General features: G+C 68.7%; 24 protein-coding genes. 13 read left to right on the top strand and 11 right to left on the bottom strand.

The genetic code is table 11. The features are described from left to right. Positions 1–71 precede the first annotated feature (71 nt). The 6 genes from pheT to infC form a co-directional block, all read right to left on the bottom strand. Positions 72–2,639, bottom strand: a complete 2,568-nt coding sequence (pheT, locus tag BLW75_RS41335) for a phenylalanine--tRNA ligase subunit beta (protein ID WP_034321608.1) — start codon at positions 2,637–2,639, stop codon at positions 72–74. Continuing rightward, complete coding sequence (pheS, locus tag BLW75_RS41330) at positions 2,640–3,704, bottom strand: phenylalanine--tRNA ligase subunit alpha (protein ID WP_034321604.1); 1,065 nt, start codon at positions 3,702–3,704, stop codon at positions 2,640–2,642. Positions 3,705–3,940: 236 nt separating this feature from the next. Next, a complete protein-coding gene (locus BLW75_RS41325) occupies positions 3,941–4,774 on the bottom strand; it encodes a TrmH family RNA methyltransferase (protein WP_091600205.1) in 834 nt (277 codons plus the stop codon). After that, positions 4,771–5,148, bottom strand: coding sequence for a 50S ribosomal protein L20 (rplT, locus tag BLW75_RS41320; protein WP_005163284.1), 378 nt, complete (start codon positions 5,146–5,148; stop codon positions 4,771–4,773). Before rplT ends, BLW75_RS41325 begins: the two co-directional genes overlap by 4 nt. Positions 5,149–5,210: 62 nt before the next feature. Further along, positions 5,211–5,405 (bottom strand): 50S ribosomal protein L35, encoded by a 195-nt coding sequence (rpmI, locus tag BLW75_RS41315; protein ID WP_007028043.1) that lies wholly within the window; start codon positions 5,403–5,405, stop codon positions 5,211–5,213. Positions 5,406–5,475: 70 nt separating this feature from the next. Next, the gene (infC, locus tag BLW75_RS41310) at positions 5,476–6,051 is read right to left on the bottom strand and encodes a translation initiation factor IF-3 (protein WP_051137636.1); all 576 of its coding nucleotides are present in this window, start codon (positions 6,049–6,051) and stop codon (positions 5,476–5,478) included. A 268-nt stretch (positions 6,052–6,319) separates the two neighbouring features. On the opposite strand from infC, the gene BLW75_RS41305 reads away from it, so the two are divergent. The 3 genes from BLW75_RS41305 to BLW75_RS41295 all read left to right on the top strand — a co-directional run bounded on the left by BLW75_RS41305 (position 6,320) and on the right by BLW75_RS41295 (position 8,412). Next, on the top strand, positions 6,320–6,679 hold the full coding sequence (locus BLW75_RS41305; RefSeq protein WP_005163289.1) for a DUF1844 domain-containing protein: 360 nt from the start codon (positions 6,320–6,322) through the stop codon (positions 6,677–6,679). Positions 6,680–6,781: 102 nt separating this feature from the next. After that, complete coding sequence (locus BLW75_RS41300) at positions 6,782–7,420, top strand: GntR family transcriptional regulator (RefSeq protein WP_034321598.1); 639 nt, start codon at positions 6,782–6,784, stop codon at positions 7,418–7,420. Next, entirely contained in the window at positions 7,417–8,412 is a 996-nt protein-coding gene (locus tag BLW75_RS41295; RefSeq protein WP_034321595.1) for a 1-aminocyclopropane-1-carboxylate deaminase, read from the top strand. Before BLW75_RS41300 ends, BLW75_RS41295 begins: the two co-directional genes overlap by 4 nt. 56 nt (positions 8,413–8,468) lie before the next feature. Here the strand turns inward: BLW75_RS41295 and BLW75_RS41290 are convergent, their stop codons facing one another. The 3 genes from BLW75_RS41290 to BLW75_RS41280 are packed head-to-tail and all read right to left on the bottom strand — an operon-like array spanning position 8,469 to position 10,587. Next, positions 8,469–8,852, bottom strand: a complete 384-nt coding sequence (locus BLW75_RS41290; RefSeq protein ID WP_034321592.1) for a RidA family protein — start codon at positions 8,850–8,852, stop codon at positions 8,469–8,471. Continuing rightward, the gene (locus BLW75_RS41285; protein WP_034321589.1) at positions 8,849–9,613 is read right to left on the bottom strand and encodes an IclR family transcriptional regulator; all 765 of its coding nucleotides are present in this window, start codon (positions 9,611–9,613) and stop codon (positions 8,849–8,851) included. Before BLW75_RS41285 ends, BLW75_RS41290 begins: the two co-directional genes overlap by 4 nt. After that, positions 9,610–10,587: a sugar kinase gene (locus BLW75_RS41280; protein ID WP_091600203.1), complete on the bottom strand. Its 978-nt coding sequence runs from the start codon at positions 10,585–10,587 to the stop codon at positions 9,610–9,612. Before BLW75_RS41280 ends, BLW75_RS41285 begins: the two co-directional genes overlap by 4 nt. Positions 10,588–10,856: 269 nt before the next feature. On the opposite strand from BLW75_RS41280, the gene BLW75_RS41275 reads away from it, so the two are divergent. The 9 genes from BLW75_RS41275 to BLW75_RS41235 all read left to right on the top strand — a co-directional run bounded on the left by BLW75_RS41275 (position 10,857) and on the right by BLW75_RS41235 (position 21,602). Continuing rightward, entirely contained in the window at positions 10,857–12,161 is a 1,305-nt protein-coding gene (locus BLW75_RS41275) for an amino acid deaminase (RefSeq protein ID WP_034321586.1), read from the top strand. A gap of 33 nt (positions 12,162–12,194) precedes the next feature. Further along, complete coding sequence (locus tag BLW75_RS41270; protein WP_034321582.1) at positions 12,195–13,790, top strand: N-acyl-D-amino-acid deacylase family protein; 1,596 nt, start codon at positions 12,195–12,197, stop codon at positions 13,788–13,790. Next, positions 13,787–15,175, top strand: a complete 1,389-nt coding sequence (locus BLW75_RS41265; protein ID WP_034321579.1) for a GntP family permease — start codon at positions 13,787–13,789, stop codon at positions 15,173–15,175. The genes BLW75_RS41270 and BLW75_RS41265 overlap by 4 nt, the downstream gene beginning before the upstream one ends. Positions 15,176–15,202: 27 nt before the next feature. Further along, positions 15,203–16,333, top strand: a complete 1,131-nt coding sequence (locus tag BLW75_RS41260) for a lactonase family protein (RefSeq protein ID WP_034321576.1) — start codon at positions 15,203–15,205, stop codon at positions 16,331–16,333. Positions 16,334–16,345: 12 nt separating this feature from the next. Next, the gene (locus tag BLW75_RS41255; protein WP_034321573.1) at positions 16,346–17,629 is read left to right on the top strand and encodes an extracellular solute-binding protein; all 1,284 of its coding nucleotides are present in this window, start codon (positions 16,346–16,348) and stop codon (positions 17,627–17,629) included. Next, positions 17,630–18,589, top strand: a complete 960-nt coding sequence (locus BLW75_RS41250) for a carbohydrate ABC transporter permease (RefSeq protein ID WP_034321570.1) — start codon at positions 17,630–17,632, stop codon at positions 18,587–18,589. It begins immediately after the preceding gene. After that, a complete protein-coding gene (locus BLW75_RS41245; RefSeq protein WP_034321566.1) occupies positions 18,580–19,455 on the top strand; it encodes a carbohydrate ABC transporter permease in 876 nt (291 codons plus the stop codon). The genes BLW75_RS41250 and BLW75_RS41245 overlap by 10 nt, the downstream gene beginning before the upstream one ends. 1 nt (position 19,456) lies before the next feature. Continuing rightward, positions 19,457–20,869, top strand: coding sequence for a beta-N-acetylhexosaminidase (locus BLW75_RS41240; protein WP_091599515.1), 1,413 nt, complete (start codon positions 19,457–19,459; stop codon positions 20,867–20,869). 151 nt (positions 20,870–21,020) lie between these two features. After that, positions 21,021–21,602 carry a hypothetical protein gene (locus BLW75_RS41235; RefSeq protein WP_034321560.1) on the top strand — a complete coding sequence of 194 codons (582 nt, stop codon included), beginning with the start codon at positions 21,021–21,023 and terminating at the stop codon, positions 21,600–21,602. Here the strand turns inward: BLW75_RS41235 and BLW75_RS41230 are convergent, their stop codons facing one another. Next, on the bottom strand, positions 21,603–22,145 hold the full coding sequence (locus BLW75_RS41230) for a hypothetical protein (RefSeq protein ID WP_034321557.1): 543 nt from the start codon (positions 22,143–22,145) through the stop codon (positions 21,603–21,605). After that, positions 22,142–23,218 carry a DUF5005 domain-containing protein gene (locus tag BLW75_RS41225; protein WP_034321554.1) on the bottom strand — a complete coding sequence of 359 codons (1,077 nt, stop codon included), beginning with the start codon at positions 23,216–23,218 and terminating at the stop codon, positions 22,142–22,144. The genes BLW75_RS41230 and BLW75_RS41225 overlap by 4 nt, the downstream gene beginning before the upstream one ends. Before the next feature lie 67 nt (positions 23,219–23,285). Here BLW75_RS41225 and BLW75_RS41220 point away from each other — a divergent pair, with 67 nt between their 5' ends. Then, a complete protein-coding gene (locus BLW75_RS41220; RefSeq protein WP_034321551.1) occupies positions 23,286–24,536 on the top strand; it encodes a choice-of-anchor Q domain-containing protein in 1,251 nt (416 codons plus the stop codon). Positions 24,537–24,541 lie beyond the last annotated feature (5 nt).

The following is a 24,541-nucleotide window of genomic DNA, read 5'->3' as shown; positions in this document are numbered from 1 at the left end:
CACCTAAAGCGCGTGAAGGCCCCCTTCCCTCGGCTGAGTCGAGGGAAGGGGGCCTTCACGGGGCTTTCGGGTCAGGCCCGCAGGCTCGCGCCGAAGCGCTCGCCGGCGACCGCGACGGCGGCGTCACGGGCCTTGGTGGCCTCGTCGACGGTCAGCGTGCGATCCGCGGCGCGGAACCGCAGTTTGTACGCCACCGAACGCTTGCCCTCGCCCAGCTGCTCACCCTGATACGAGTCGAACAGCGTGATGTCCTCGAGCAGTTCGCCCGCGCCTTCGCGCAGCGCCTCGGCGAGGTCTGCCGACGGGACGCTCGCCTCGGCGACGAGGGCGACGTCGAGCAGCACCGGCGGGTACGCCGAGATCCGCGGCGCCGGACGGCCGTCCGGGATCGGGATCGCGTCCAGGTCGAGTTCCATCGCGACGGTGCGCGGCGGCAACCCGAGCGCCTCGACGACCTTCGGGTGCAGCTCACCCGCGTAGCCGACGGGCCACTGCCCCACGCGCAGCTGCGCGCAGCGGCCGGGGTGCCACGGCGGCTGGTCGGCGGCGGCCGTGGTCAGCTCGGCACCGGCGGCCTGCGCCACCAGCCGCGCGGCCTGCACCGCGTCGGCCCAGTTCGCCTGCTCGCCCGCACCCCACCAGCCGGCCCGGGCACGCTGGCCCGCGAGCACGACGGCGACGTGCTGCGGCTGCGGCGGGACCGCCGCCTCCAGCACCGCGAGCTCCTCGTCGGTCGGGCGCCGGTCCACCCCGAGCGAAGGCATCGGGATCGGGTTCGGCCCGGGCAGCACCACCTGTCCGATGTGGAACAGCGAGACATCCTTGAAACCACGGGAAATGTTGCGCTGCAGGATCTCCAGCAGCCCCGGCAGCAAGGTGCTCGCCATCCGGTCCTTGTCCGCCTCCAGCGGGTTGCGGACCTTCACGGTGCTGCGGCGGACGTCGTCCTCGGGCAGCCCGAACGCGTCCCAGACCGAGTCCGAGATGAACGGGAAGGGCAGCACCTCGACGTAGCCGTTCTCCGCCAGCGCACGCGCGACCGATCGACGGCGACGCTGCGTGTCGGTGAGACCGCGGCCGGCCGGGGCTTCGGGCAGCACCGACGGGATGCTGTCGTAGCCCTCCAGCCGGAGCACCTCCTCGACCAGGTCGGCGGGCTGCACCAGGTCACCGCGCCAGCTCGGCGGGACGGCGGTCACCAGCGCGGTGCCGTCCTCGGAGGTGCCCACGTTGACCTTGCAGCCGATCTGCGAGAGCCGCTTGACCGTGACACCGCGCTCGTACCGCACCCCGGCCACCTGGTCGGGGAGGCTGATCGGCATGGTCACCGGCGGGTTCGGCTCCACGCCGCCCTCGTCGGTGCGGCCGGGCAGGATCGAACCCTCGCCGTACTGACGCAGCAGGCGCGCGGCGAGCTCGACGGCCACCGCGCACAGCTGCGGGTCGGTGTAGCGCTCGAACCGTTTGGCCGCCTCGGAGAACAGCTTGTGACGGCGGGCCGTCCGGCTGATCGACGACGGATCCCAGTGCGCCGCTTCGAGCAGCACGTCGGTGCTCTCCGGCGTGATCTCGGTCGACGCGCCACCCATCGTGCCCGCCAGCGAGATGACGCCGCTGTCGTCGGCGATCACCACGTCGTCCGCGTCGAGCGTGCGCTCGACATCGTCCAAAGTGGTCAGTTTCTCGCCCGGCTTCGCCTTGCGCACCACCAGATCGCCCTTGACCGAACCGGTCGCGAAGGCGTGCAGCGGATGCCCGAGTTCGAGCATGACGTAGTTGGTCACGTCGACCGCGAGCGAGATCGAGCGGATCCCCGCCAGCATCAGGCGGCGGCGCATCCACCACGGCGTCGGCGCGGTCGCGTCGAGGTTCTTGACCCGGCGCAGCACGAACCGCTTGCAGCCCTCGGTGTCCTCGAGGTGCACCGGCCAGACGTCGCTCTCGGCCTCGGGGACCTCGATGGACGCCGGGTCGCCGAACGGGACGTCGAGCGCGTTGGACAGCTCGCGGGCCAGGCCGCGGACCGACAGGGTGTACCCGCGGTCCGGGGTCGGCGTCACCTCGAGGACGGTGTCTTCGAGGCCGAGCAGCTTGTTCGCGTCCTCGCCGGGGCTGGCCGTGCTCGGCGGCAGTACCAGGATGCCGGAGTGGTCGTCACCGATGCCGAGTTCGCTCGCGGAGCAGATCATGCCGTCGCTGAGGCGGCCGTAGGTCTTGCGCGAACCGATCTCGAAACCGCCGGGCAGCACGGTGCCGGGCAGCGCGACGACGACCAGGTCGCCCTCGGCGAAGTTCGAGGCACCGCAGATGATCCCGCGGGTCTTGATCCCCGTGGGGCCGTTGTCCTCGAAAGGCCCTTCGTCGTCGTCCTCGTCTTCGTCGAGGTTCTCGTCGGGCTTGTCGGTGCCGTCATCCGATTCGCCGACGTCGACCCGGCAGAACCGGACCGGCTTCTTGAACTCGGTGAGCTCCTCGATCTCGGCGACACGGCCGACCACGAGCGGGCCGGTGACCGGTTCGAGCTTCCGGACGTCGTCGACCTCGATGCCGATGCGCACGAAGGCGTCGGCCAGATCCTGGGCCGTGACCTCCTCGTCGACGTCGAGGTGTTCGGTCAGCCAGCTGGCTGGGACCTTCACTCAGGCCTCCGTTCCGAAGGGCAGGGTGAACCTGATGTCGCCCTCCACCATGTCGCGCATGTCCGGGATTCCGTTGCGGAACTGCAGGGTGCGCTCGATACCCATGCCGAAGGCGAAGCCCGAGTAGACCTCGGGGTCGACGCCGCAGGCACGCAGGACGTTGGGATTGACCATGCCGCAGCCACCCCACTCGACCCAGCCGGGTCCGCCCTTTTTCTCCTCGAACCAGACGTCGACCTCGGCCGACGGTTCGGTGAACGGGAAGAAGTGCGGGCGCAGACGGGTCTTCGAGGTACCGCCGAACATCGCGCGGGCGAAGGCGTCGAGGGTGCCCTTGAGGTGCGCCATCGTCAGGCCCTTGTCCACCGCGAGGCCTTCGACCTGGGAGAACACCGGGGTGTGCGTGGCGTCCAGCTCGTCGGTCCGGTAGGTGCGGCCGGGGCAGACGACGTACACGGGCAGGTCACGGTGCAGCAGCGTGCGGGCCTGCACCGGCGAGGTGTGCGTCCGCAGCACCAGGCCGGAGTCCTCCTCGCCGAGGTAGAACGTGTCCTGCAGCTGGCGCGCGGGGTGGTCCTTGCCGAAGTTCAGCGCGTCGAAGTTGAACCATTCGGCTTCGAGCTCCGGGCCTTCGGCGATCTCGTAGCCCATCGCGATGAACGCGTCGGCGATCCGATCCGACAGGGTCGCGATCGGGTGCCGGGCGCCACGGGGGACGCGGTCCCACGGGAGCGTGACGTCGACGGCCTCCTCTCGGAGCACCTTTTCGTCGCGTTCCGCTTGGAGCACGGCACGGCGGGCGTCGAAGGCGGCCTGGATGCCCTGACGCGCTTCGTTGACCCGCTTGCCGGCCTCGGCCTTCTCCTGCTTCGGCAGGGCGCCGATCTCGCGGCGGGCGAGCAGCAGCGGAGACTGGTCCCCGAGGTGGGCGGGCTTGACCGCGGCCAGCGCGTCGAGATCCGCCGCGGCCGCGAAATCGGTCTCGGCCTGTTTGACGGCGGCCGTCAACGTTTCCGGCGCGAGCGTTCCCGCCTGGGGGTCCTGCTTGTCGTTGGCTTCGGACATAACTCCTCGGCGTCCGCTGGGACTGGTCCGGTGCACGCGAGCGCACACATGGGTTTAGCAGCTGCTGAATTCTATGGGACAGCGAACGGCGGCCCCCGATCACCCTCGGGCTGGGCACACCGTCACTCGGAAGTGCGAAAAACGCGCTCTACGCCGTAAACAAGGTGCTGGAACGAACACTGCGTTCCATGAGAGCTCCCTTGGTGTCGTGCTGCGACGGCGTGCTGCCCACGACTCTACGTGGACGCGGCCCGGGAGGCCATCGCATTCGTGTACACGCAGATCGCGGCGGCCGTCGCGAGGTTGAGACTCTCCGCGCGGCCGTACATCGGGATCTTGACCGCGAGATCGACCGACTCCAAGACACCCTGCGGCAGTCCGTGCGCCTCGTTGCCGAAGACCCACGCGGTGGGCTCGGCGAAAGTCACCTGATCGAGCTCGGTGTCGGCGTAGCCGTGCGCACCGAAAGTGCGGAGTCCGGCGGCGGAGCAGGCCTTCAAGGCCGCGTCGACGTCCCGGATCCGGGTGATGGCGGGGTGGAACAGGCTGCCGGCGGCCGCGCGGACGCATTTGCCGTTGTGCGGGTCGACACTGTCCCCGGCGAGGACGACCGCGTCGGCGCCGGCGGCGTCCGCGACCCGGATCACGGTGCCCGCGTTACCGGGGTCCGCGACGTCGACGAGGACGACGACGAGCTTCGCGCCCGGCTTCAGAACGGTCTCTTGTGGACGGTCGACGAGCGCGCAGACCGCGACGATGCCTTGCGGCGTCACGGTCTCGGACAATCCGTCGGCGGCGCGATCGGTGATCGGCGAGACGGGGACACCCGCCGCACGCGCGGCGATGACCAGGCGCTCGTGCTGCGCGGCGGCGCGTTCGGTGACGAACAGCTCGTAGACCTTGCCGCCGTGTTCGAGCGCGGCTTCGACCGCGTTCGCGCCCTCGGCGAGGAACCGGCCGGTCTTCTCACGCTCGGCTCGGCGGGTGAGCTTGCGCGCAGCAACGACCCGGGGTGTCCGTTCGGTGAACGGAGCAGCCCCGGGCCGGTGAAGAGCGCTGTCGCCGGTCAGGCCGACTTCTTCTCTTCGGTGTTCACGTTCGCCTTGGCCAGCTCGGCCAGCGCGGTGAACGCGGCGGCGTCGTTGACGGCGAGGTCCGCGAGGATCTTGCGGTCGACCTCGACACCCGCGGCCTTGAGGCCCTGGATGAACCGGTTGTAGGTCACGCCGTTGGCGCGGGCCGCCGCGTTGATACGGGTGATCCACAGCTGGCGGAAGTCACCCTTGCGGGCACGACGGTCCCGGTAGGCGTAGTTCAGCGAGTGAAGCGTCTGCTCCTTCGCCTTGCGGTACAGCCGCGAACGCTGGCCGCGGTAGCCGCTGGCGAGCTCGAGAGTCGCGCGACGCTTCTTCTGGGCGTTTACAGCCCTCTTGACGCGTGCCACTGGGGTCCATCCTGTCGATCTGGGGCGCGCTGGCGCGCCCGGCGTTTACAAAGTGCGGGGTGTCAGCGGCCGAGAAGGCGCTTGACGCGGCCGACGTCGTTCTTGGCGATCTCGGTCGTGCCTTCGAGGCGACGGGTGAGCCTGTTGGACTTCTTCTCCATCAGGTGGCGGCGGCCGGCCTTCTGGCGGCGCAGCTTGCCCGAACCCGTGACGCGGACACGCTTGGACGTCCCGCTGTGCGTCTTCATCTTCGGCATTACGTTGTCCTCTTCCGTGCGGCGGCACACCGGTTGTGCCCGGTGTGCCGCTGACATGTGCTGGTCGGCGCTACGCGTCGGCGGGCGGCTCGGACGAATCGTCCTTCGCTGCCTTCGCGGCCTTCTGCGGCTTCACGTTCTTGTGCGGGGCCAACACCATGATCATGTTGCGACCGTCCTGCTTCGGCGACGACTCGACGAAACCGAGCTCGGTCACCTCGTCGGCGAGCTTCTGCAGCAGGCGGAAACCGAGTTCCGGCCTGGACTGCTCGCGACCGCGGAACATGATCGTGACCTTGACCTTGTTGCCGGCGGCCAGGAACCGCGACACGTGACCCTTCTTGGTCTCGTAGTCGTGCTGGTCGATCTTCGGTCGCAGCTTCTGCTCTTTGATGACGGTGAGCTGCTGGTTGCGGCGGGACTCGCGGGCCTTCTGCGCGCTCTCGTACTTGAACTTGCCGAAGTCCATGAGCTTGCATACGGGCGGGCGTGCCTGCGGGGCGACCTCGACGAGATCGAGATCGTTCTCCTGTGCCAGCCGCAGCGCATCTTCGATCCGGACGATGCCGACCTGTTCACCGGCCGGCCCGACGAGGCGGACCTCCGGTACCCGGATTCGGTCGTTGATGCGTGTCTCGGAGCTGATGGGGCCTCCCTGGTTCGAGGTAAATTCTTCTACCGTTTCGACCTGGTGCCCACATACCTAAGGCCCCGGTACCGTGCGGTACGCGGGGCCCACTCTTTCCGATCGTGTTCGATCTCCAGAACCGAACACACCGCCTCGACGCCCGAAATCGTCTTGGCGAGACCGGACCCGGACACCTGGTGCTACGGCGGTGACACGGGTGGGAGCGGGGCTCCACTTGCCGCCCCCGATCGCTCGGGGGCTGGTCGCTCGTGGAAGGGTACCAGACGTGTCAGATGAACCCGTTCAGCAGCCCCCGTATTCCCCGGACGTCCGCGACCTGGAGGACATCCCGAGCGTCGAGGTGATCAGCAGGGCGGCCGTCATGCTGCTCTCCGCCGGCGCCGAACGTCTCGGTCTCGCGGACGAGGACCCGGCCAGCTCACCGCACCGCGACCTCGACGAGGCCCGCCGCCTGATCACCGCCCTCGCCGGGCTGGTCACCGCTTCCGCAGAGTACCTCGGCCTGCACGCGGGCCCGTTGCGCGACGGTCTCCAGTCGTTGCAGAAGGCGTTCCGCGAGGCTTCGGCCGTGCCGGATGCGCCGGGCCAGGGCCCGGGCGAGAAGTACACGGGACCGGTCTACTAGCCCTCAAGTACATGAAGGCCCCCTTCCTTGCGCCTGGGTACAGGAAGGGGGCCTTCATGTACTTCCGCTTCGGCGTCAACTAACATTTCAGATGTGAGTGGATTGGCGAAGGTGCCGAGGTCCCTCCTCCGGGATGAGGCCTACGAGAGCATCCGGCGGGCGATCATCGACGGGACGCTGCCGCCGGGGACGAACCTGCGCGACGGCGACCTCGCCGATCAACTGGGGCTTTCCCGGGCTCCCGTGCGCCAAGCGCTGCTGAGGCTCGTCGAGGACGGTCTCGTCGAGTCGAAGCCACAGAGCTACACGCGCGTCGCGGGGTTCGTCCCCGACGACGTCCGTGACGCCCTGCAGCTCGTGCGCGCGCTGCACGAGTTCGCCGTCCGGGCGGGTGCTCCCCGGATGGGTCCGGCGGAAGTCGCGGCGATGCGCGCGGCCAACGCCCGGTTCGCCGACGCGATCGCCGCCGGGGACATCGAGGCCGCGATCGCCGCCGACGACGAACTCCACGACGTCCCCGTGGCCGCCGCACGCAACCGGGCGATCGCCGCGACGCTGGCCCGCTACACGCCCTTGCTGCGGCGTCTCGAATACGCCCGCTTCGGCTCCCTGCCCGCCCACCGATCGGTCCAGCGCCACGCGGAACTGGCCGACGCCCTCGAAGCGGGCGACGTCGACGCGGCCTGCGCGATCACCGCCACGATCTGGACCGAACTCGAAGACCTCCTGGAGATGCCATGACCCTCGCCGATTTCCCGCGCTACCCGCTGTTGTTCGGCCCCTCCCCCGTCCATCCGCTGGAGCGGCTCACCACTCATCTCGGCGGCGCGCAGGTCTGGGCGAAACGCGAGGACGTCAACTCCGGGATCGCGTTCGGCGGCAACAAGACCCGCAAGCTCGAATACCTGGTCGCCGACGCGCTGGCCCAGGGCGCGGACACGCTGATCTCGATCGGCGGTGTGCAGTCGAACCACACCCGCCAGGTCGCCGCGGCCGCCGCGCGGGCCGGGCTCAAGGCCGTGCTGGTGCAGGAGAGCTGGGTCGACTGGAACGACCCGATGTACGACAAGGTCGGCAACATCCAGCTTTCGCGCATCCTCGGCGCGGACATCCGGATGGTCGAGGCCGGGTTCGGCGTCGGCTTCAAGGAGAGCTGGGAGAACGCGGTCAAGGAGATCGAAGCCGGCGGCGGGAAGCCGTACGCGATCCCGGCGGGCGGCTCGGACCACCGGCTCGGCGGGCTCGGTTTCGCTAACTGGATGGTCGAGCTCGAAGCGCAGGAGGCGGAACTCGGCGTCTTCTTCGACACGGTGATCGTCTGCTCGGTGACCGGCAGCACGCAGGCCGGAATGGTCGCCGGGGCCGCGCTTTCCGGTAGGCCGCGCCGGATCCTCGGCATCGACGGATCGGCGAAACCGGCCGAGACACGCGATCAGATCACCCGTATCGCCCGGGCGACCGCCGAGCTGATCGGTGCCGGCGAGATCGGCGAGGTCGAACTGGACGAGCGCTACCACGCCGGGATCTACGGCGTCCCGAACGAGTCCACGCTGGACGCGATCCGGACGCTGGCGCGGCTGGAGGGAGTGCTCACCGATCCGGTGTACGAGGGCAAGTCCATGGCGGGGCTGATCGATCTCGTCGCGCGCGGTGAGATCGCGCGGGACTCGAACGTGCTCTTCGCGCACCTGGGCGGGCAGCCCGCGCTGAACGGCTACACGAGCGTGCTCTAGCCCTCGTGAGTGGTAAGGACGGTTAGAACCGTCCTTACCACTCACGAGGCACTGGGTCAGTCCGTGACGGCCAGGACGTCGATCTCCACCAGCAGCCCGGCGGGCAGGCCGACGTACACGGTGGTGCGGGCCGGGTGCGGCGCCTCGCCGATCAGCTTGTTGTAGACCTCGTTGAACGCGCCGAAGTGGTCGACGTCGGTCAGGTACACGCGCACCATCATCGCGTCGGCCAGGCTCGAACCGGCGGCCTCGAGCACCGCCTCGATGTTCTTGAAGGTCTGCTCGGTCTGCTCACCGACGGTCTCGCCGACGATGGCGCCGGTGGCCGGGTCGAAGGCGACCTGGCCGGCCACCTGCAGGATGTTGCCCTTGCGGACCGCCTGCGAGAACGCGGCCACCGGCTTCGGCGCGTTCTCCGTGCTGATCGCGGTCTTGCTCATTCCAACTTCCCCTTTCGGTTCCCCGTCCATCCACTGTGGACGGAAGCTTCCTCGGCGGCGGCGATCAGCTCCGGCACGAGCGCCATCAGGCCGTCGTAGTCCAGCAGCACCTTCGGCACCGACACGGACGCGGCGGCGAGCACCACGCCGCCCGGGCCGCGGACCGGCGCGGCGACGCAGTGGATGAAGTCCTCGTGCTCGGCGTTGTCCACCGCGTAACCGCGGTCGGCGACGAGCGCGAGTTCCTTCTCGTAGGCCTCGGGTGTGGTGATCGTGTTCGGCGTCCGGACGAAGAAGTCGATCCTCGACACCACGTCCGCCTGCTTCTCCGGCGTCATCGCCGCGACGAGCACCTTGCCGACGGCGGTGCAGTGCAGGGGCGCGCGTTTCCCGATGCGGGAGTACATCCGCACCGAGTGCCTGCCCTCGAATTTGTCGATGTAGACGACCTCTCCGTCCTCATAGGAGGCGAGGTGCACGGTGTGCCCGGTGCGCGCGTTGAGCCCGGCGAGCGCGGATTGCGCGGTGCGGCGGACGTCGCGATCCTCCAGCGCCTGCTGTGCGAGGTCGAAGAGCGCACTGCCCAGCCGGTAGTACCGCTGTCCTTCCCGGCGCACGAAGTGGTGCGTCTCCAGGGTGCGCAGCAGGCGCAGCACGGTCGACTTGTGCACGCCGATCTCCTCGGCGAGCTGGTCCAATGTCTTCGGCTCGCGGGCGAGCCCGCTCAGCAGCGTGAGCGCCCTGTCCAGGCTCTGGCTCATTCGCCCACCACTCCCTTGTCCGTCAGCTTGGCCGCCGCCCATGCTGCCTCATCCGCCCCGAGGAGCGTTGCGACGACGGATTCGGGCAGCGGCGTGCCCACGTCGTCGTGGGTCAGCAGGGTGGCCGCGGCCTGCAGATGACCGCGCCGCAGCCGGGTCGCGGGGTCGTCGCCGCGCAGGGTCGCGGCGAGGAAACCGGCCGCGAAGGCGTCACCGGCGCCGACCGGCTCCACGACGTCGACCTGGAGCGCGGGCGAGAAAAGCGGTGCTTCGTCGCCTTCGATCAGCGTGACCCCGCGTGCCCCGTGCTTGACGACCAGCGTCTTCGGTCCGGGCAAGGCGGCACGCAGCCGTGCCGGGTCACCGGTCCCCCACACTCGCTCGGCCTCGTCCTCGCCCGCCAGCACGATGTCGGCGCGGGCGGCCAGCCCGGCCAGCACCGACGGGTCGCGTCCGGTCCACAGCGCGGGCCGGAAGTTCACGTCGAACGACACCAGCGTGTCGCCCCGCGGTCGTTCCATCAGCGCCCGCACCAGATCGAGGCAGCCGTCCGACAGCGCGGGCGTGATCCCGGAAAGGTGGATGACGCGCACCCCGTCGAGTTCGAGTTTCCCCAGGAGCCCGGCGTCCATTCCGGACGCGGCGGAGCCCTTGCGGTAGTAGCGAACGGGGCTGCCGTCCGCGCCGCTTTCCTTGATGTAGAGCCCGGTCGGACGAGTCGGGTCGACCACGACCGCGCTGACGTCGACCCCCGCTTCGCCGATCTCGCGCACCAGCGCGCGGCCGAACGGATCGTCGCCGACGGCGCTCACCCACGCGCTGGAGAAACCCAGTGCCGGGAGATGGCAGGCGACGTTCGATTCGGCCCCGCCGATGCTCCGCACCCACTTGCGCACCTCGTCGGGCGGCCCGGCTTCGGCAGGCACGAACAAGGCCATCGACTCCCCAATGCACAACACGTCAGTGCTCTTCATCGCTCCGACCGCCATCCCGTTGCCAGGGCGCACCTCGCGGAATCATGCCGCCTCACGACCGAAAAGCGCCCCGCCATCGTGATGGCGGGGCTTCCGGCCGAGAAGGCGCGACCCCAAAAGATCAAAAGATTCCCGGGCGGCCGAGGCTCGCTTGTCACCTTCGCGTCTCCTAGTCGTCACGCCGTTGACCTCCAGCGGACCGGATGCTACACCTATCCCACGCAATATGCGCAACGTCCGTTGCAACATACGCAACCGAGGTGAACCTCATGTTCGAAGCCGGTACCATCGATTCCGCCGCGGTCGCGGCCGTCCGGGAGGAGCGCGTCGACTGGCGCTTCCGCTCGGTCGCGCCTTCGCTGTCCGGTCTCACGATCGGCGAGGCCGCCGCCCGCGGCGCGAAGCTGTTCGACGACGGCTTCCTCGGCCCGTTCGTCGTTCTCGACGAGGAAGCCGTCGAGCACAACCTCCGTACGATGGCGGACTGGTGCGCCGAACGCGGGGTCGCGCTGGCCCCGCACGGCAAGACGACGATGGCGCCGCAGCTGTTCGAGCGGCAGCTGCGGCACGGCTCGTGGGGTATCACCTGCGCGAACGCCGGCCACCTGCGGATCTACCGCGCGTTCGGCGTTTCCCGGATCCTGCTGGCGAATCAGCTGCTCGACCCGTCGGGCCTGAAGTGGCTCGCCGCCGAACTGGACGCCGATGACGACTTCGAGTTCGTCTGCTGGGTCGACTCGGTCCGCGGTGTCGAGCTGATGACCGAAGCCCTGCGTGGCGCCCGCCGCAAGGTGGACGTCCTGGTCGAACTCGGCGCCGAGGGCGGCCGCACCGGCGTCCGCGACACCGAGACCGCGCTTGCCGTCGCCGAAGCCGCGCACGCGAGCCCGGTCCTGCGGTTGCGCGGATCCGGCGGTTACGAAGGCGCGCTTTCCCACCACACGGACGAAAAATCGCTCCAGCTGATCAGCTCCTATGTGGACGGCCTACGCGAACTCGTCTTCGCCTTCCACGCCAAGGGTCTGCTCGACGACGCCGGCCAGATCATCGTCACCGGCGGCGGCAGCGCGTACTTCGACCGCGTCGCGGACGAGCTCACCAAGGACTGGGCCGGCCTGGACGTCCTGCCGATCCTGCGCAGTGGCGCCTACGTGACCCACGACGACGGCTTCTACCGGGTGATCTCGCCGCTGGGCGAGCAGCCGCGTATCGACGGCGTCGCCTCGTTCCGTCCCGCGCTGCGCGCCTGGGCCCAGGTGACGTCGAAGCCGACGGACGAACTCGCGCTGCTCACCATCGGCAAACGGGACGCCTCCTTCGACGAAGGCATGCCTGAGCCGCGGCTGATCCGCAAGGGCGACGGACCGCCATCCGCGCTCGAAGGTCATTCCATCCAGAAGATGAACGACCAGCACGCCTTTCTCACTCTGCCCGCGTCGTCGCCGGTCGAGGTCGGCGACTGGGTCGCCCTCGGCCTGTCGCATCCGTGCACCGTTTTCGACAAATGGCCCCTGATCCCGGTCGTCGGCCCCGACGGCGAGACCGTGCTCGATTTCGTCCGCACCCACTTCTGATCCGTCCTCCACCGCCGCAGAGGAAGAATCACCATGGACATCGTTGTCCGTTCCGCACTGGTCGCCGACGGCACCGGGGATCCGCTCACCAGGCACGACGTGGGCATCACCGACGGCCGGATCGCCAGTGTCGCCGAACCCGGCTCGCTCGCGGGCCGCCGCACCATCGACGCCGAAGGACTCGTGCTCGCGCCCGGGTTCATCGACATGCATTCGCATTCCGACCTTCAGCTGCTCGCCAATCCGGATCACCTCGCGAAGCTCTCCCAGGGCGTCACGACCGAGGTGCTCGGGCAGGACGGGCTCTCCTACGCGCCGGTCAACGACGAGGTCCTCGCCGCGCTGCGCCAGCAGCTCGCCGGCTGGAACGACGATCCGGCCGGCTTCGACTGGAACTGGCGTTCCGTCGGCGAGTACCTCGACCGGCTCGACGCGGGGGTCGCGGTCAACGCGGCCTACCTTGTGCCGCAGGGCACCGTCCGCATGCTCACCGTCGGCTGGGAGGACCGGCCCGCGACCGAAGCCGAGATGAACGCGATGAAGGAACTCATCGCGACCGGGCTGGCCGAGGGCGCGATGGGCATGTCGTCCGGGCTCACCTACACGCCGGGCATGTACGCGACCACCGAAGAACTCGTCGAGCTGTGCCGGGTCGTCGGGGAGAACGGCGGCTTCTACAGCCCGCACCACCGCAGCTACGGCAAGGGCGCGCTCGAAGCGTTCGGCGAGATGGTCGACGTCTCCCGCCGTTCGGGGTGCCCGCTGCACCTCGCGCACGCCACGATGAACTTCTCGGTGAACAAGGGCAAGGCGCCGGATCTGCTGGAGCTGCTCGACCGGGCGCTCGACGACGGCTGCGACATCACGCTGGACACCTACCCCTACCTTCCGGGCGCCACGTATCTTTCCGCGCTGTTGCCGAGCTGGGCCACCGAAGGCGGGCTCGACGCCACACTGGCCCGGTTGTCCGATGTGGACACCCGCGAGCGGATCCGCGCCGAGATCGAGGAGACCGGCTCCGACGGCGCCCACGGGGTGCCGATCGACTGGGAAGCGATCGAGATCAACGGTGTCCGCCGGGACGAGAACGCCCATCTCGTCGGGCATTCCGTCGCCGCGTCGGCGGAGCGTGCCGGGAAACCGGCCGCGGAGCTGTACTTCGACGTCCTGCTCTCGGAGAAGCTCGGCACGTCGTGCCTGATGCACGTCGGGCACGAGGAGAACGTCCAGGCGATCATGCGGCACCGCACGCACACCGGCGGCAGCGACGGCCTGCTCGTCGGCGCGCGGCCGCATCCCCGCGCCTGGGGCACGTTCCCGCGTTACCTCGCGCGCTACGTCCGCGAACTCGGCGTCCTCGGCCTCGCCGAATGCGTCGCCCATCTCACCGGCCGCGCGGCACAGCGCCTGCGGCTGACCGACCGGGGTCTCGTCCGCGCCGGGTACGCGGCGGACCTCGTGCTGTTCGACCCGGAAACCGTCGCCGACACCGCCACGTTCGACGAGCCGCGGCAGCAGGCCGCCGGTATCCCCTATGTCTTCGTCAACGGTGTCGCCGCCATCGACGATGGTCAACCGACCGGCGCCCTCGCCGGCCATTCACTGCGGAACCCCGGGAGTGCCCGATGATCGACTGGCTCCAACACACGACGGGAGGGCTCCTGACCCTCGCCGCCGTCTCGATCGCGGTGTTGTTGTTCCTCATCATCAAAGTCAAACTCGAGCCCTTCATCGCGCTGATCGTGGTCGGCCTGCTGACCGCACTGGCCGCGGGCCTGCCGGTCGGCCAGATCGTCGGATCGGCACAGAAGGCGTCGGATTCCCTGCTGGAAAAGGGTTTCGGCGGGATTCTCGGCCATATCGCCGCGATCATCGGACTCGGCACCATCCTCGGGTCCATTTTGGAGCGTTCCGGCGGAGCGAGGGTGCTCACCGGCGCGTTGCTGCGGGCCATCGGTGAGAAGCGGGCCCCTTTGGCGATGGGGCTGGCGGGTTTCGTCTTCGGTATCCCGGTCTTTTTCGACATCGGCATCTTCGTGCTGGCGCCACTGGTCTACGTGGCCGCCAAACAGGGCGGCCGTTCGCTCGTGCTGTACGCGCTGCCGTTGCTCGCCGGGCTTTCGATCACGCACGCGTTCCTCCCGCCGCACCCCGGCCCGGTCGCCGCGGCAGGCCTGCTGCACGTGGAACTCGGCTGGATCATCCTGATGGGCCTGGTCTGCGGTATCCCGGCGTTCCTCGTCGGCGGCGTCGCGTACTCGACCTGGATCGGCAAGCGCGTCGACGTGCAGGTTCCCGCGGAATTCCTGGTCGCCGAGGAAGAAGGCGAGAAAGAGGAGAACCCGCCGTCGCTCGGCCTGGTGCTGGGGATCATCGCCGTCCCGCTGGTGCTGATCCTCGCCGGAACCTTCGGCAGCATCTGGCTTCCCAAGAACTCGGCGTCCGCCGGTGTCGCCGCGTTCATCGGGACCCCGGCGGTCGCACTGACGATCTCGGTCCTGCTCGCGTCCTGGCTGCTCGGCCTGCGCCGCGGCCTGACCGGCAAGGATCTGAGCGAGCTTTCAGCGAAATCGCTCCGCCCGGTCGCGATGATCCTGCTGGTGGTCGGCGCGGGTGCGTTCTTCGGCGCCGTGCTGTCCGCCACGGGGATCGGCAAGGCCGTCGCGGGTTCGCTCGACAACGCCGGTCTCCCGGTCATCCTGGCCGCATACGTGATCAGTTGCGGAATGCGGATCGCGCAGGGTTCGGCGACCGTCGCGATCGTGACCACGAGCGGCATCGTCGCACCGACGGTCGCGACGCTGGGCTATTCGCAGATGCAGCTCGCGCTGCTGGTCGTCGCGATTTCGGCGGGTTCGATCATCGCCTCGCACGTGAACGACGGCGGTTTCTGGATCATCTCGCGGTACTTCAACATGACCGTGCCGCAGACCCTGAAAACCTGGACCGTCTTGGAAACCGTCCTTTCCGTTTCCGGTTTCGGCGTGGCAGCATTGCTCATGGCAGTGGTTTAAACCACCTGACGACTGGGAGAGATCACGATGACCGGACTGGATCGACGCACCTTCCTCGGCGCCGTCGGAGCGGCTGGACTCACCACCGTTCTCGGTTCCCACCTCGCGAACGCCTCCGAACAGACCTGCGGACCGAAGGGAACCGGAGCCATTTACGTCAGCAGCTACACCAGTTCCGGGCACGGACTCGATGTCGCTCACCGGGACGCGGCGACCAACGCGCTCGTCGTCGACCGCACGATCCCGGGAGTCAGCAACGCTTCCTGGTTCGACATCAGCGCCGACCGCAAAACGCTCTACGTGACGAACGAGGACGAGAACGGCCAGATCTCCTCGTTCAGCCTGGCCGATCCGGCGAAACCCAAGCTGCTCAACAAGAAGTCGGCCAAGGGCCAGCACCCGACCCATCTGAGCGTCCACTCGAGCCAGAAGTACGTGCTGGCCGCGAACTACAGCAGCGGCAGCGTCGTCGTCCTCCCGATCCTCGCGGGCGGGAAACTCGGCGACGTCGTCGATCTGGCCCAGCACAAGGGCGCCGAGCGTCAGGCGCACGCGCACCAGGTCGTCAACGATCCGACCGGCAAGTGGGTACTCGCCGTCGACCTCGGCGCGGATTCGGTCTATGTCTACAAACTCGACGTCGCCACCGGGAAGCTCAAGCTGAACCAGCAGCTGAAGCTCCCGTCGGGTGCCGGGCCGCGGCACCTGGCGTTCCACCCGAACGGCAAGTACGCGTACATCCTCGGCGAGCTGCGCGCCGAGGTGACCGTCGCGGCGTGGAACCCGGCGACCGGGAAACTCACCGCCGGACAGGTCGTCCCGGCCGTTCCCGCGGGCACACCCGGCGCGCAGTACCCGGGTGAGATCACCACGGCCAAGGACGGGAAGTTCGTCTACGCCTCCGTCCGCGGCTCCGACACGATCGCGTCGTTCGGCGTCAGCGAGGACGGGAAGTCCTTGACACTGCTGAACAACGCGCCCGTCGGCGGCGTGTACCCGCGTCACTTCACGCTCGACCCGACCGAGCGCTGGTTCTACGTCTCGAGCGACAAGTCCGGCACGCTCAGCTGGCTGCCGCGCGATCCCGGTACCGGTCTTCCGGGGGCCGTCGCCGGGAAACTGGCGCTCCCCCAGGTCAATTCCGTCTTTTTCGCTTAAGGAGAAAATCCCATGAGAACTCGCGTCCTCATCGCGGGCCTAGCGGCCGTCGGCCTCGTGGCCGGCTGCGCGCCGGCCCAGAACACCCCAGCCGCGAGCGGCGGTGACGAGAAGACCGGCACGATCCGGGTCTGGCTGTTCGACGAGGCCAACCGCGCGCCCAAGGAGGCGGCGGTCAAGGAGGCGATCACCGAGTTCAAGGCGGCGCATTCGGGCGTCGAGGTCGACGTCCAGTGGGTTCCGGTGGAGGGCCGTGCGGACAAGTTCTCCGGCGCCTTCAACGATCCGGCGAGCGCGCCGGACGTCGCCGAGTTCGGCAACACCGACGTGTCCAGCTACGCCGCCACCGGCGCGCTGGCCGACCTGACCGGCGACCTGTCGTCGTGGAAGGAAGGCGCCGACATCCTGCCCGCGGTGCTGGAGACCGCGAAATCCGGCGGCAAGACCTACGGGCTTCCGTGGTTCACCGGTATCCGCGCGTTGTACTACCGCACGGACCTCTTCGCCGAACTCGGCCTCAAGCCGCCGACGACGCTGGCGGAACTGACCGAGACCGCGAAGACGATCCGCGCCAGGAAGCCGGAGCTGTACGGCATCTCCGTCGGCGGCAAGTACACCTACGCGATGCTGCCGTTCCTGTGGGCGCACGGTGGCGAGATCGCCAAGCAGGACGGCGGCAAGTGGAAGTCCACTGTGGACTCAGAGCAGGCCAAGGCGGGCGTCACGGCGTACGCGAACCTGCTGAAGGCGGACATCTGCCCGCCCGAGCAGTGCGCCAACCTCACCGGCACGCAGAGCATCACGGCGTTCGCCGGCGGCAAGGCCGGGATGTCCATCGGCGGTGACTTCAACCGCAAGGCCGTCGAAGCGGGCCAGGTGAAGGGCAAGTATGCGATCATCCCGATCCCGGGCACCGAGGCGGGCAAGATCGCCCCGGCGTTCGCGGGCGGAAACCTGCTCGGCGTGTTCAACGCGACCAAGCGCAAGAGCCTCGCGGTCGAGTTCACCCAGCTCCTCGGTGGCGCGAAGTACCAGGAGAAGATGTACGTCGCCATGGGCAACCTGCCCACCCTCGGCAGCGTCCAGCAGAAGCTCGCCGCGAGCGACCCGTCGGTCAAGCCGTTCGTCGACACGCTCACGGCGGGCACGAAGTTCGTCCCCGCCACCGCGGCGTGGTCGAAGATCGACGCGCAGAACGTCCTGCCCACCGCGATCCAGCAGATCGCGACCGGCGGCAAGGACCCCGCGACGGCGCTGACCGCCGCGGCCGCCGAGATGAACAAGGCGTTCGGCTAAGTGGTCACCAAGGAAATCCCCCGCACCACGGCTCCGGCCGTCCCGGCACGGCGGTCACCCCGCCGTCGCCGGGACGGGCGGGCGGCCCTGCTCTACCTGGCGCCCGGCGGCATCCTGCTGCTGGCGATGCTGGTGTACCCGATCTACCAGCTCGTCCTGATCTCGTTCTACGACTACGGCCAGCCGCAAGCGGTCGGCAACGCCCCGCTGGTGTTCCTCGGCTTCGGCAATTACGTCGAACTGCTGGAGAACCTCCAGTTCTGGGAGGTGCTGGCCAAGACCCTCGGCTTCACCGCGGTCTGTGTCGTCGGCAGCCTGGCGCTCGGGACGGGGCTCGCCGTACTGGCGACCCGGGTCCGCGCGTGGGCGCGCGTCCCGCTGTTCCTGGCGGCGCTCGCCGCATGGGCGACGCCGGCGATGGCGGGCTCGTACGTGTGGCTGTTCCTGTTCGACGCGGACTTCGGCCTGGTGAACGAGGTGCTCTCGGGCATCGGGTTCACCGGGATGGCGAACCACTCCTGGACGTTCGACACCTACAGCACGTTCGGGCTGGTGGCGGCCGAGGTCATCTGGTGCTCGTTCCCGTTCGTCATGGTGACGATGTACGCGGGGCTCAAAGGGGTACCGGAAGAGGTCGTCGAGGCCGCGTACCTCGACGGCGCGTCGACCTGGCGCACCACGTGGTCGATCACGCTGCCGATGGTGCGGCCGCTGCTGACCATCGCCACGATCCAGTCGATCATCTGGGACTTCAAGATCTTCACGCAGATCTACGTGATGACCAACGGCGGCGGCGTGGCCGGGCGCAACCTCGTGCTCAACGTCTTCGCCTACCAACAGGCCTTCGCCGGACAGGAATACGGTCTCGGCGCGGCGCTCGGAGTCGTGATGACCTTGCTGCTGCTGTCCATCACCGGGCTGTACGTCCGGTCGCAACGCCGGAGCGCGGGATGGGTGTGACGACGGCGCCGAAGAACCGCCGGGTGAAGCGCCCTGGCAGGCTGATCGCCGAGATCATCTGCGTGGTGATCGCGGGGATGGTCGCTTTCCCGGTGTACTGGATGGTGCTCTCGGCGTTCAAGCCCACCGGGCAGATCCAGGAGGAGAACCCCCGGCCGTGGACGCTCACGCCGACGCTCGAGCACTTCGAACGAGTGCTGAGCGGCGAAGGCTTCGCGCTGTTCTTCCTGAACAGCGTGATCGTGGCCGTCGTCGTGGTGGCGTTGTCCCTGCTGCTGTCGTTCCTTTCGGCGGTCGCGCTGACCCGGTTCAACTTCAAGGGCCGGACCGTGCTGCTGGTGATGGTGCTGGTGGCGCAGATGGTGCCGGTCGAGGCGCTGACCATTCCGCTGTTCTTCCTGATGCGGTCGGTCGGCGACGTCGCGCCGGCGTTCGGCACCAACCACCTCGGCTCGCTGATCCTGGTGCACCTGGCGTTCAGCCTGCCGTTCGCGATCTGGATGCTGCGCGGTTTCGTCGCCGCGGTGCCGCAGGAGCTGGAAGAGGCGTCGAAGATCGACGGGGCGAGCCGGATGCGGTTCACCTGGCAGATCCTGTTCCCGCTGGTGGCACCCGGGCTGGTGGCGATCAGCGTGCTGGCGTTCATCCACGCGTGGAACGACTTCCTGTTCGCGAAGACGTTCATCATCTCCAACACCGAGAACCAGACGCTCCCGCTGGCGATCCTGGTGTTCTTCAAACCGGAGGACACCGACTGGGGCGCGGTGATGGCGGGTTCGACGTTGATGACCATCCCGGTGCTGGTGTTCTTCATTCTCGTGCAACGACGACTCGTGTCCGTCATGGGCGGCGCGGTGAAGGGCTGACATGCCTGGCTTCGAAACTCTGCTCCCCCGCCCCGTCTCGGTGGAACCCCTGCCGGGACAATGCCCAGTACCGTCCGAAGTGGACGTGCGCCGCGACGCGCTGTTGCCCGCCGAGGGCTATCGGCTGGAGATCGATCCGTCCGGCGTGACACTGCACGCGGCCGACGCGGCAGGCGAGTTCTACGGCCGCCAGACGCTCCGCCAGCTGATCGGGCCGGACGCGTTCCGGGCCGCATCGATCCACAGTGGACAGCAGACGATCCCGTGCGGCGTGGTCACCGACCACCCGAGGTTCGGCTGGCGCGGCTGTTTACTGGACGTGGCGAGGAACTTCCGGACCAAGGCCGAGGTGCTGCGGTTCATCGACCTGATCGCCACGCACAAGCTCAACGTGCTCAACCTGCACCTCACCGACGACCAGGGCTGGCGGATCGAGATCCCCGAGTTCCCCAGGCTGACCGAGGTCGGTGGCTGGCGGAAGTCGTCCATGGTCGGGCGGCACGACGGCCCGGAACGGGACGGGCGGCCGCACGGCGGGTTCTACTCGGCCGACGATCTCCGCGAGATCGTCGCGTACGCCGCCGCACGTTCGGTGACGGTCGTCCCGGAGGTCGACATCCCCGGACACGCGCGGGCCGCGATCGCCGCGTACCCCGAACTCGGCCCGGAAACCGCCGAACCATGGGAGGTCTGGACGAGCTGGGGCATCAGCACGTCGCTGCTGAACACGGAGAAGTCCACTGTGGACTTCTTCAAGCGCGTCTTCGACCACGTGCTGGACATCTTCCCGTCCGAGGTCATCGCACTCGGCGGCGACGAGGTGCCCGGCGCGACCGAGGAGCACGGCCGGTTCGTCCGCGAGATCGCGCAACACCTGGTCGATCGAGGGCGTCGTCCGCTCGGCTGGGACGAAGTACTCGAAGCGGGCGACCTGCCGCCGATGGTCATCGGCTCGTGGCAGAGCGAAGCCGCCGGCGCCCGCGCGGCGACCGCCGGGCACGACGTCGTCATGTGCCCCGAGGAGCACGTGTACCTGGATCACCGGCAGTCCGACCACCCCGACGAACCGATCCCCGTCGGCTACCTGAGCACGCTGGAGAGCTTCTACGGCTACGAGCCGGTGCCCGCCGATTTCCCCGAGGGGAAGTCGATTCTCGGCGCGCAGGCGCAGGTGTGGTCGGAGCATCTCGACACCGTGCGGCGGGTGGACTACGTCGCGTTCCCGCGTCTGTGCGCCTTCGCCGAGGTGGCGTGGAGCGAGCCGGACGGGCGGGACTACGCGGAGTTCCTGCCGCGTTTGCGTGACCACCACCTGCCCCGGCTGGACGCGCTGGGCGTCGAGTACCGGCCGCTCGACGGGCCGCACCCCTGGCAGACGCGGCCCGGAGTTCCGGGGCGGCCTCGGCAGCGGTGAGCACGTGGCGTGAGTGGTGATCGCCGCTCACGACCGGTGTTCTTGTCCGCCGGAGTACGTGAAGGCCCCCTTCATTGCGCCTAGCGCAGTGAAGGGGGCCTTCACGTACCGTCCTTGCACCACGCGCGGGGAATCAGGCCATCATGGGGTGATGAGTGATCAGTCCGCACGGTGGGTCGACGCCACCCAGCTTCCTGAAGAACTCGTAGCGCTCATCGACACCCTCCGCCCTGGCGAGGACGTGCTCATCACCAGGAACGGCGAGACCATCGCGACGATTTCCGCCGCTGTCCGCGAAGAACCGGTCCCTTCGCCGGACTCCGGCGACATCACGGTGGTGGCCACCGCCATGAAGCTGTCCGCGTCGGCGCGGGACTCGTTGTCCGAGCGGCTCGGCCCCGGCTACCTCGTCCTGGACCTGCGCTCGGCTCCCCCGACCGTCGACGTTCTGCTGGTCCCGCCGGGCAGCCCGCAGTTGATCGGCAACTTCCGTGCGCTGTACCCGAAGGCGCGGATCGTGATCACGGAGATCGAGGACGCTGAGCTCGGCGTCAAGTACGACGGCCCGGTGCGCCGTCTTCTCGACGCCGGGGCCGAGGCCTATCTCCCGTCCAGCACGATCCCGCGGCTGGCGGAGCAACTGGACCGGACCATGACCCGGCTGAACCAGCTCACCGGTGACACGTCGGTTCCCCTGACCATCGAAGCGCCGGGAGGCCGCGCGCTCGAATGATCAGCGAGAGTCGAAGTCACCGATGTTCAACCAGCTCACGCGATCGTCCCAGCTGTCCCAGAAGACCTGCTTCCCGGCGGTCCGGTAGCGATGCCGGTAGCCCATCAGCTCGCCGCAATCGACGCTCTCCTCGACGAGATCGGGTGTCCCGAACAGGTCGAGGAACTCGTCACGAGACCGCAGGTGGCCGAAGTGAGCGAGCAGGCCACGCTCCCCACCGTAGAAGGCGAACCCGGAGACCGTTCCGCCGACGATCCGGTAGCTGAATTTGCCGGAAAAGTGAACGATTCCCTCGGTTTCGACGGCGTTCTCTACCACCTCTTCACGAGAGAGGAGCTCACCGTCCGCGCCGTAGTACTCCGTGGCCCGGCCGCTTCCGCCGATCGAGCGGTGGACGATCGGCGAGAGCGTGACCTCGATGACGCTGTCGCGGGCGACGGTGTCGGCGGCTTTCGAACCGTAGCAGGCGCCGGCGAGGCTCAGTTCGCGCGGATCGACGTCCGGCCGGGTGAGGACGTCGAGGTCGTCGAGTATCTCGATCACTCGATGAAGCGTAGGGCAGGCGGCCAGGCGACCTCGACGAACCGCGGCCGATAGATCCGCGCGTCCGCGATGTTGTCGGCGTGATCCAGGCTGTTCACGTTGTACGACACCGTGAGCTTCCCGGCGCGGCTCAGCTGAGGATGGGCGGTCGCGTCGTAGACGATGCGCCGGTCACTGGCTTCGGGTGCCCGGTGGAGAACGACAGGATCGCCGAACGGGCCGGTCGGCGAAGCGGCGGTGTAGGCGAGCATCACCGGGCTGAAGCCGGGGCTCGTGTCCATGGTGATCAGCACGTATTCGCCGTCGACGCGGGTCACGGAGAACGCGGTTCCGACCCCTGCGAGCATCCGGGCGGAGTCCTCTTCGTGGGACGACCACCCGGCGCCGGTCCAGAACTGCCAAGGCCCGCGAAGGCCCCCGACGGGCACCCTGGCGAGCCGGAGATGTCCTTGTTCGGCACCGTAGATGTAGGTGTGGCCACCGTCTTCGAGCAGCTCCGATCCCCACGCGACCTTGTCGCTCACCGGGATCACCAGCAGCTCGGACGGCGTCAGCTCGGGCAACCGGAAGGTGGCCAGCGAGGTCCCGCTGCTCCGGAAGTCGAGGCCTCCGGGTCCCGTCGTCCGGTACCGGTTGTAGAGCACCCGCAGGACGTCGCCTTGGACGACTCCGTCGCCGACCCAGTAGTGCTCGCCGGAACCCGCGAGCCCGATCAGCGCCTCCGGCTCGTCCGCGGTGCCGCCGTGCAGCGTCTCCCCCAGCGTGCCGTCCGGCCGCTGGACGACCAGGGTGTTGCGGGCGATCGGGCTGTCCGAGGGGCGGCTGTGATCCGGGTTCACCGTGCCGAGGAACGTGTCCGAGAACAGCCACGCGGTCCGGCCGTCCGGCAGCGGGACCGACACCGTGCGATCCCCGCCGGTCCAGTGACCGCCTTGATCGCCGTAGCCGTTCCAGAGCTCGTTCAGCCCGGCGGCGGGAGCGACCGGTGGCGGCGCGGACGCGATCCCGCTGCTCGCCACCACGGCGCTGAACAGCAGCGCGGCCGCTACGAGAATCCTCGACGCCCGGCGCATCGGATCATGCTAAAGCCACCGACGTCTTTGTACGACCCTTGTGCGCCAGGTGATTACCGTCCGCGGGATGTCCTGGAAACTGCTTTCCGTGGCCGTGCTCGCCGCCGTCGCGTGCACCGGATTCACGACGGCCGAAGCCGCCTCGAAGACCTACTACGTCGACCAGGTCTCCGGCAGTGACACCGCGAGCGGCACTTCGCAGCAGACCCCGTGGAAATCCCTGGCGAAGGTCTCCGCCACCACGTTCGCCGCGGGCGACACCGTCCTGTTGCGTCGCGGAGGCGCCTGGTCCGGCGGCCTCACCGTCAAGAGCCCGGGTGTCACGATCGGCGCGTACGGCACCGGAGCGCGGCCGATCGTCAAGGGCAACGCCGAAGCGTGTGTCGACCTCGCCGGCGACGACATCGTGGTGAAGGACCTCCAGGTCGGCGTCGCGGCCGACGCGGGACGCTGCTCGTGGGCCGGGGTGAAGGTGTCCGGCGACCGCGACAAGGTGCTGTCGAACCTGATCACCGGCGCCGGCGCGGGGGTGTACATCGCGCCGTCGGCCGAGGGCACCGAGGTCACGCAGAACGACCTGGTCGACAACAACCACATGACCGTCGTGACACCGGGCGGCGACGACGACTCCGGCGCGTTCGCCATCCTGGTCCAGGGCAACGACTCCGACATCGGCTGGAACCGGATCAGCGGCTCGATCGCGAAGGCCGACGACTTCGGCGGCCTCGACGGCGCCGCGGTCGAGATCTTCTACGGCTCCCGCAACGTCGTCCACCACAACATCTCCGAGGACAACGAGACCTTCACCGAACTCGGCACGGACGCGAAGGACCCCGACGGCGTCTCGACCGGCAACGTCTTCGAATACAACGCGATCTACGGCGCCAAGACGCGCGGCGGGATCATCACGCGCGGCGCGGAGGACGGCAACGGGCCCGTGCTCGGCACGGTGTTCCGCAACAACTCGCTCCGGCTCCCGAACGCCGAGGCGGAGGGTTTCGTCTGCTACGGCGGCTGCACGAACCGGATGCTGACGATGACGCAGAACGTCGTCCATGCGGCGTACAAGGTCGGCTACGCGGACGTGACGTTCACCGCGACCGACCACAACGTGTACTTCGGCGGGCTCCGGCAGTTCACGCCCGGTGCGACGGACAAGATCGCGGACCCGAAGTTCACCTCGGCCACGAACCTGATCCTTCAGGCGGGGAGCCCGGCGATCGACCTCGGCACGACGAAGTACGACGACCGCGACGTCGACGGCAATCCCGTGTACGCGGGCTTGGCGGTCGACGCGGGCGCCTACGAATTCTCGTGAGTGGT

The sequence above is a fragment of the Amycolatopsis lurida genome, assembly GCF_900105055.1.
Lineage (GTDB): Bacteria > Actinomycetota > Actinomycetes > Mycobacteriales > Pseudonocardiaceae > Amycolatopsis > Amycolatopsis lurida.
The sequence above is the reverse complement of the archived record's forward strand: the minus strand, read 5'-3'. Positions and strand labels throughout refer to the sequence as shown.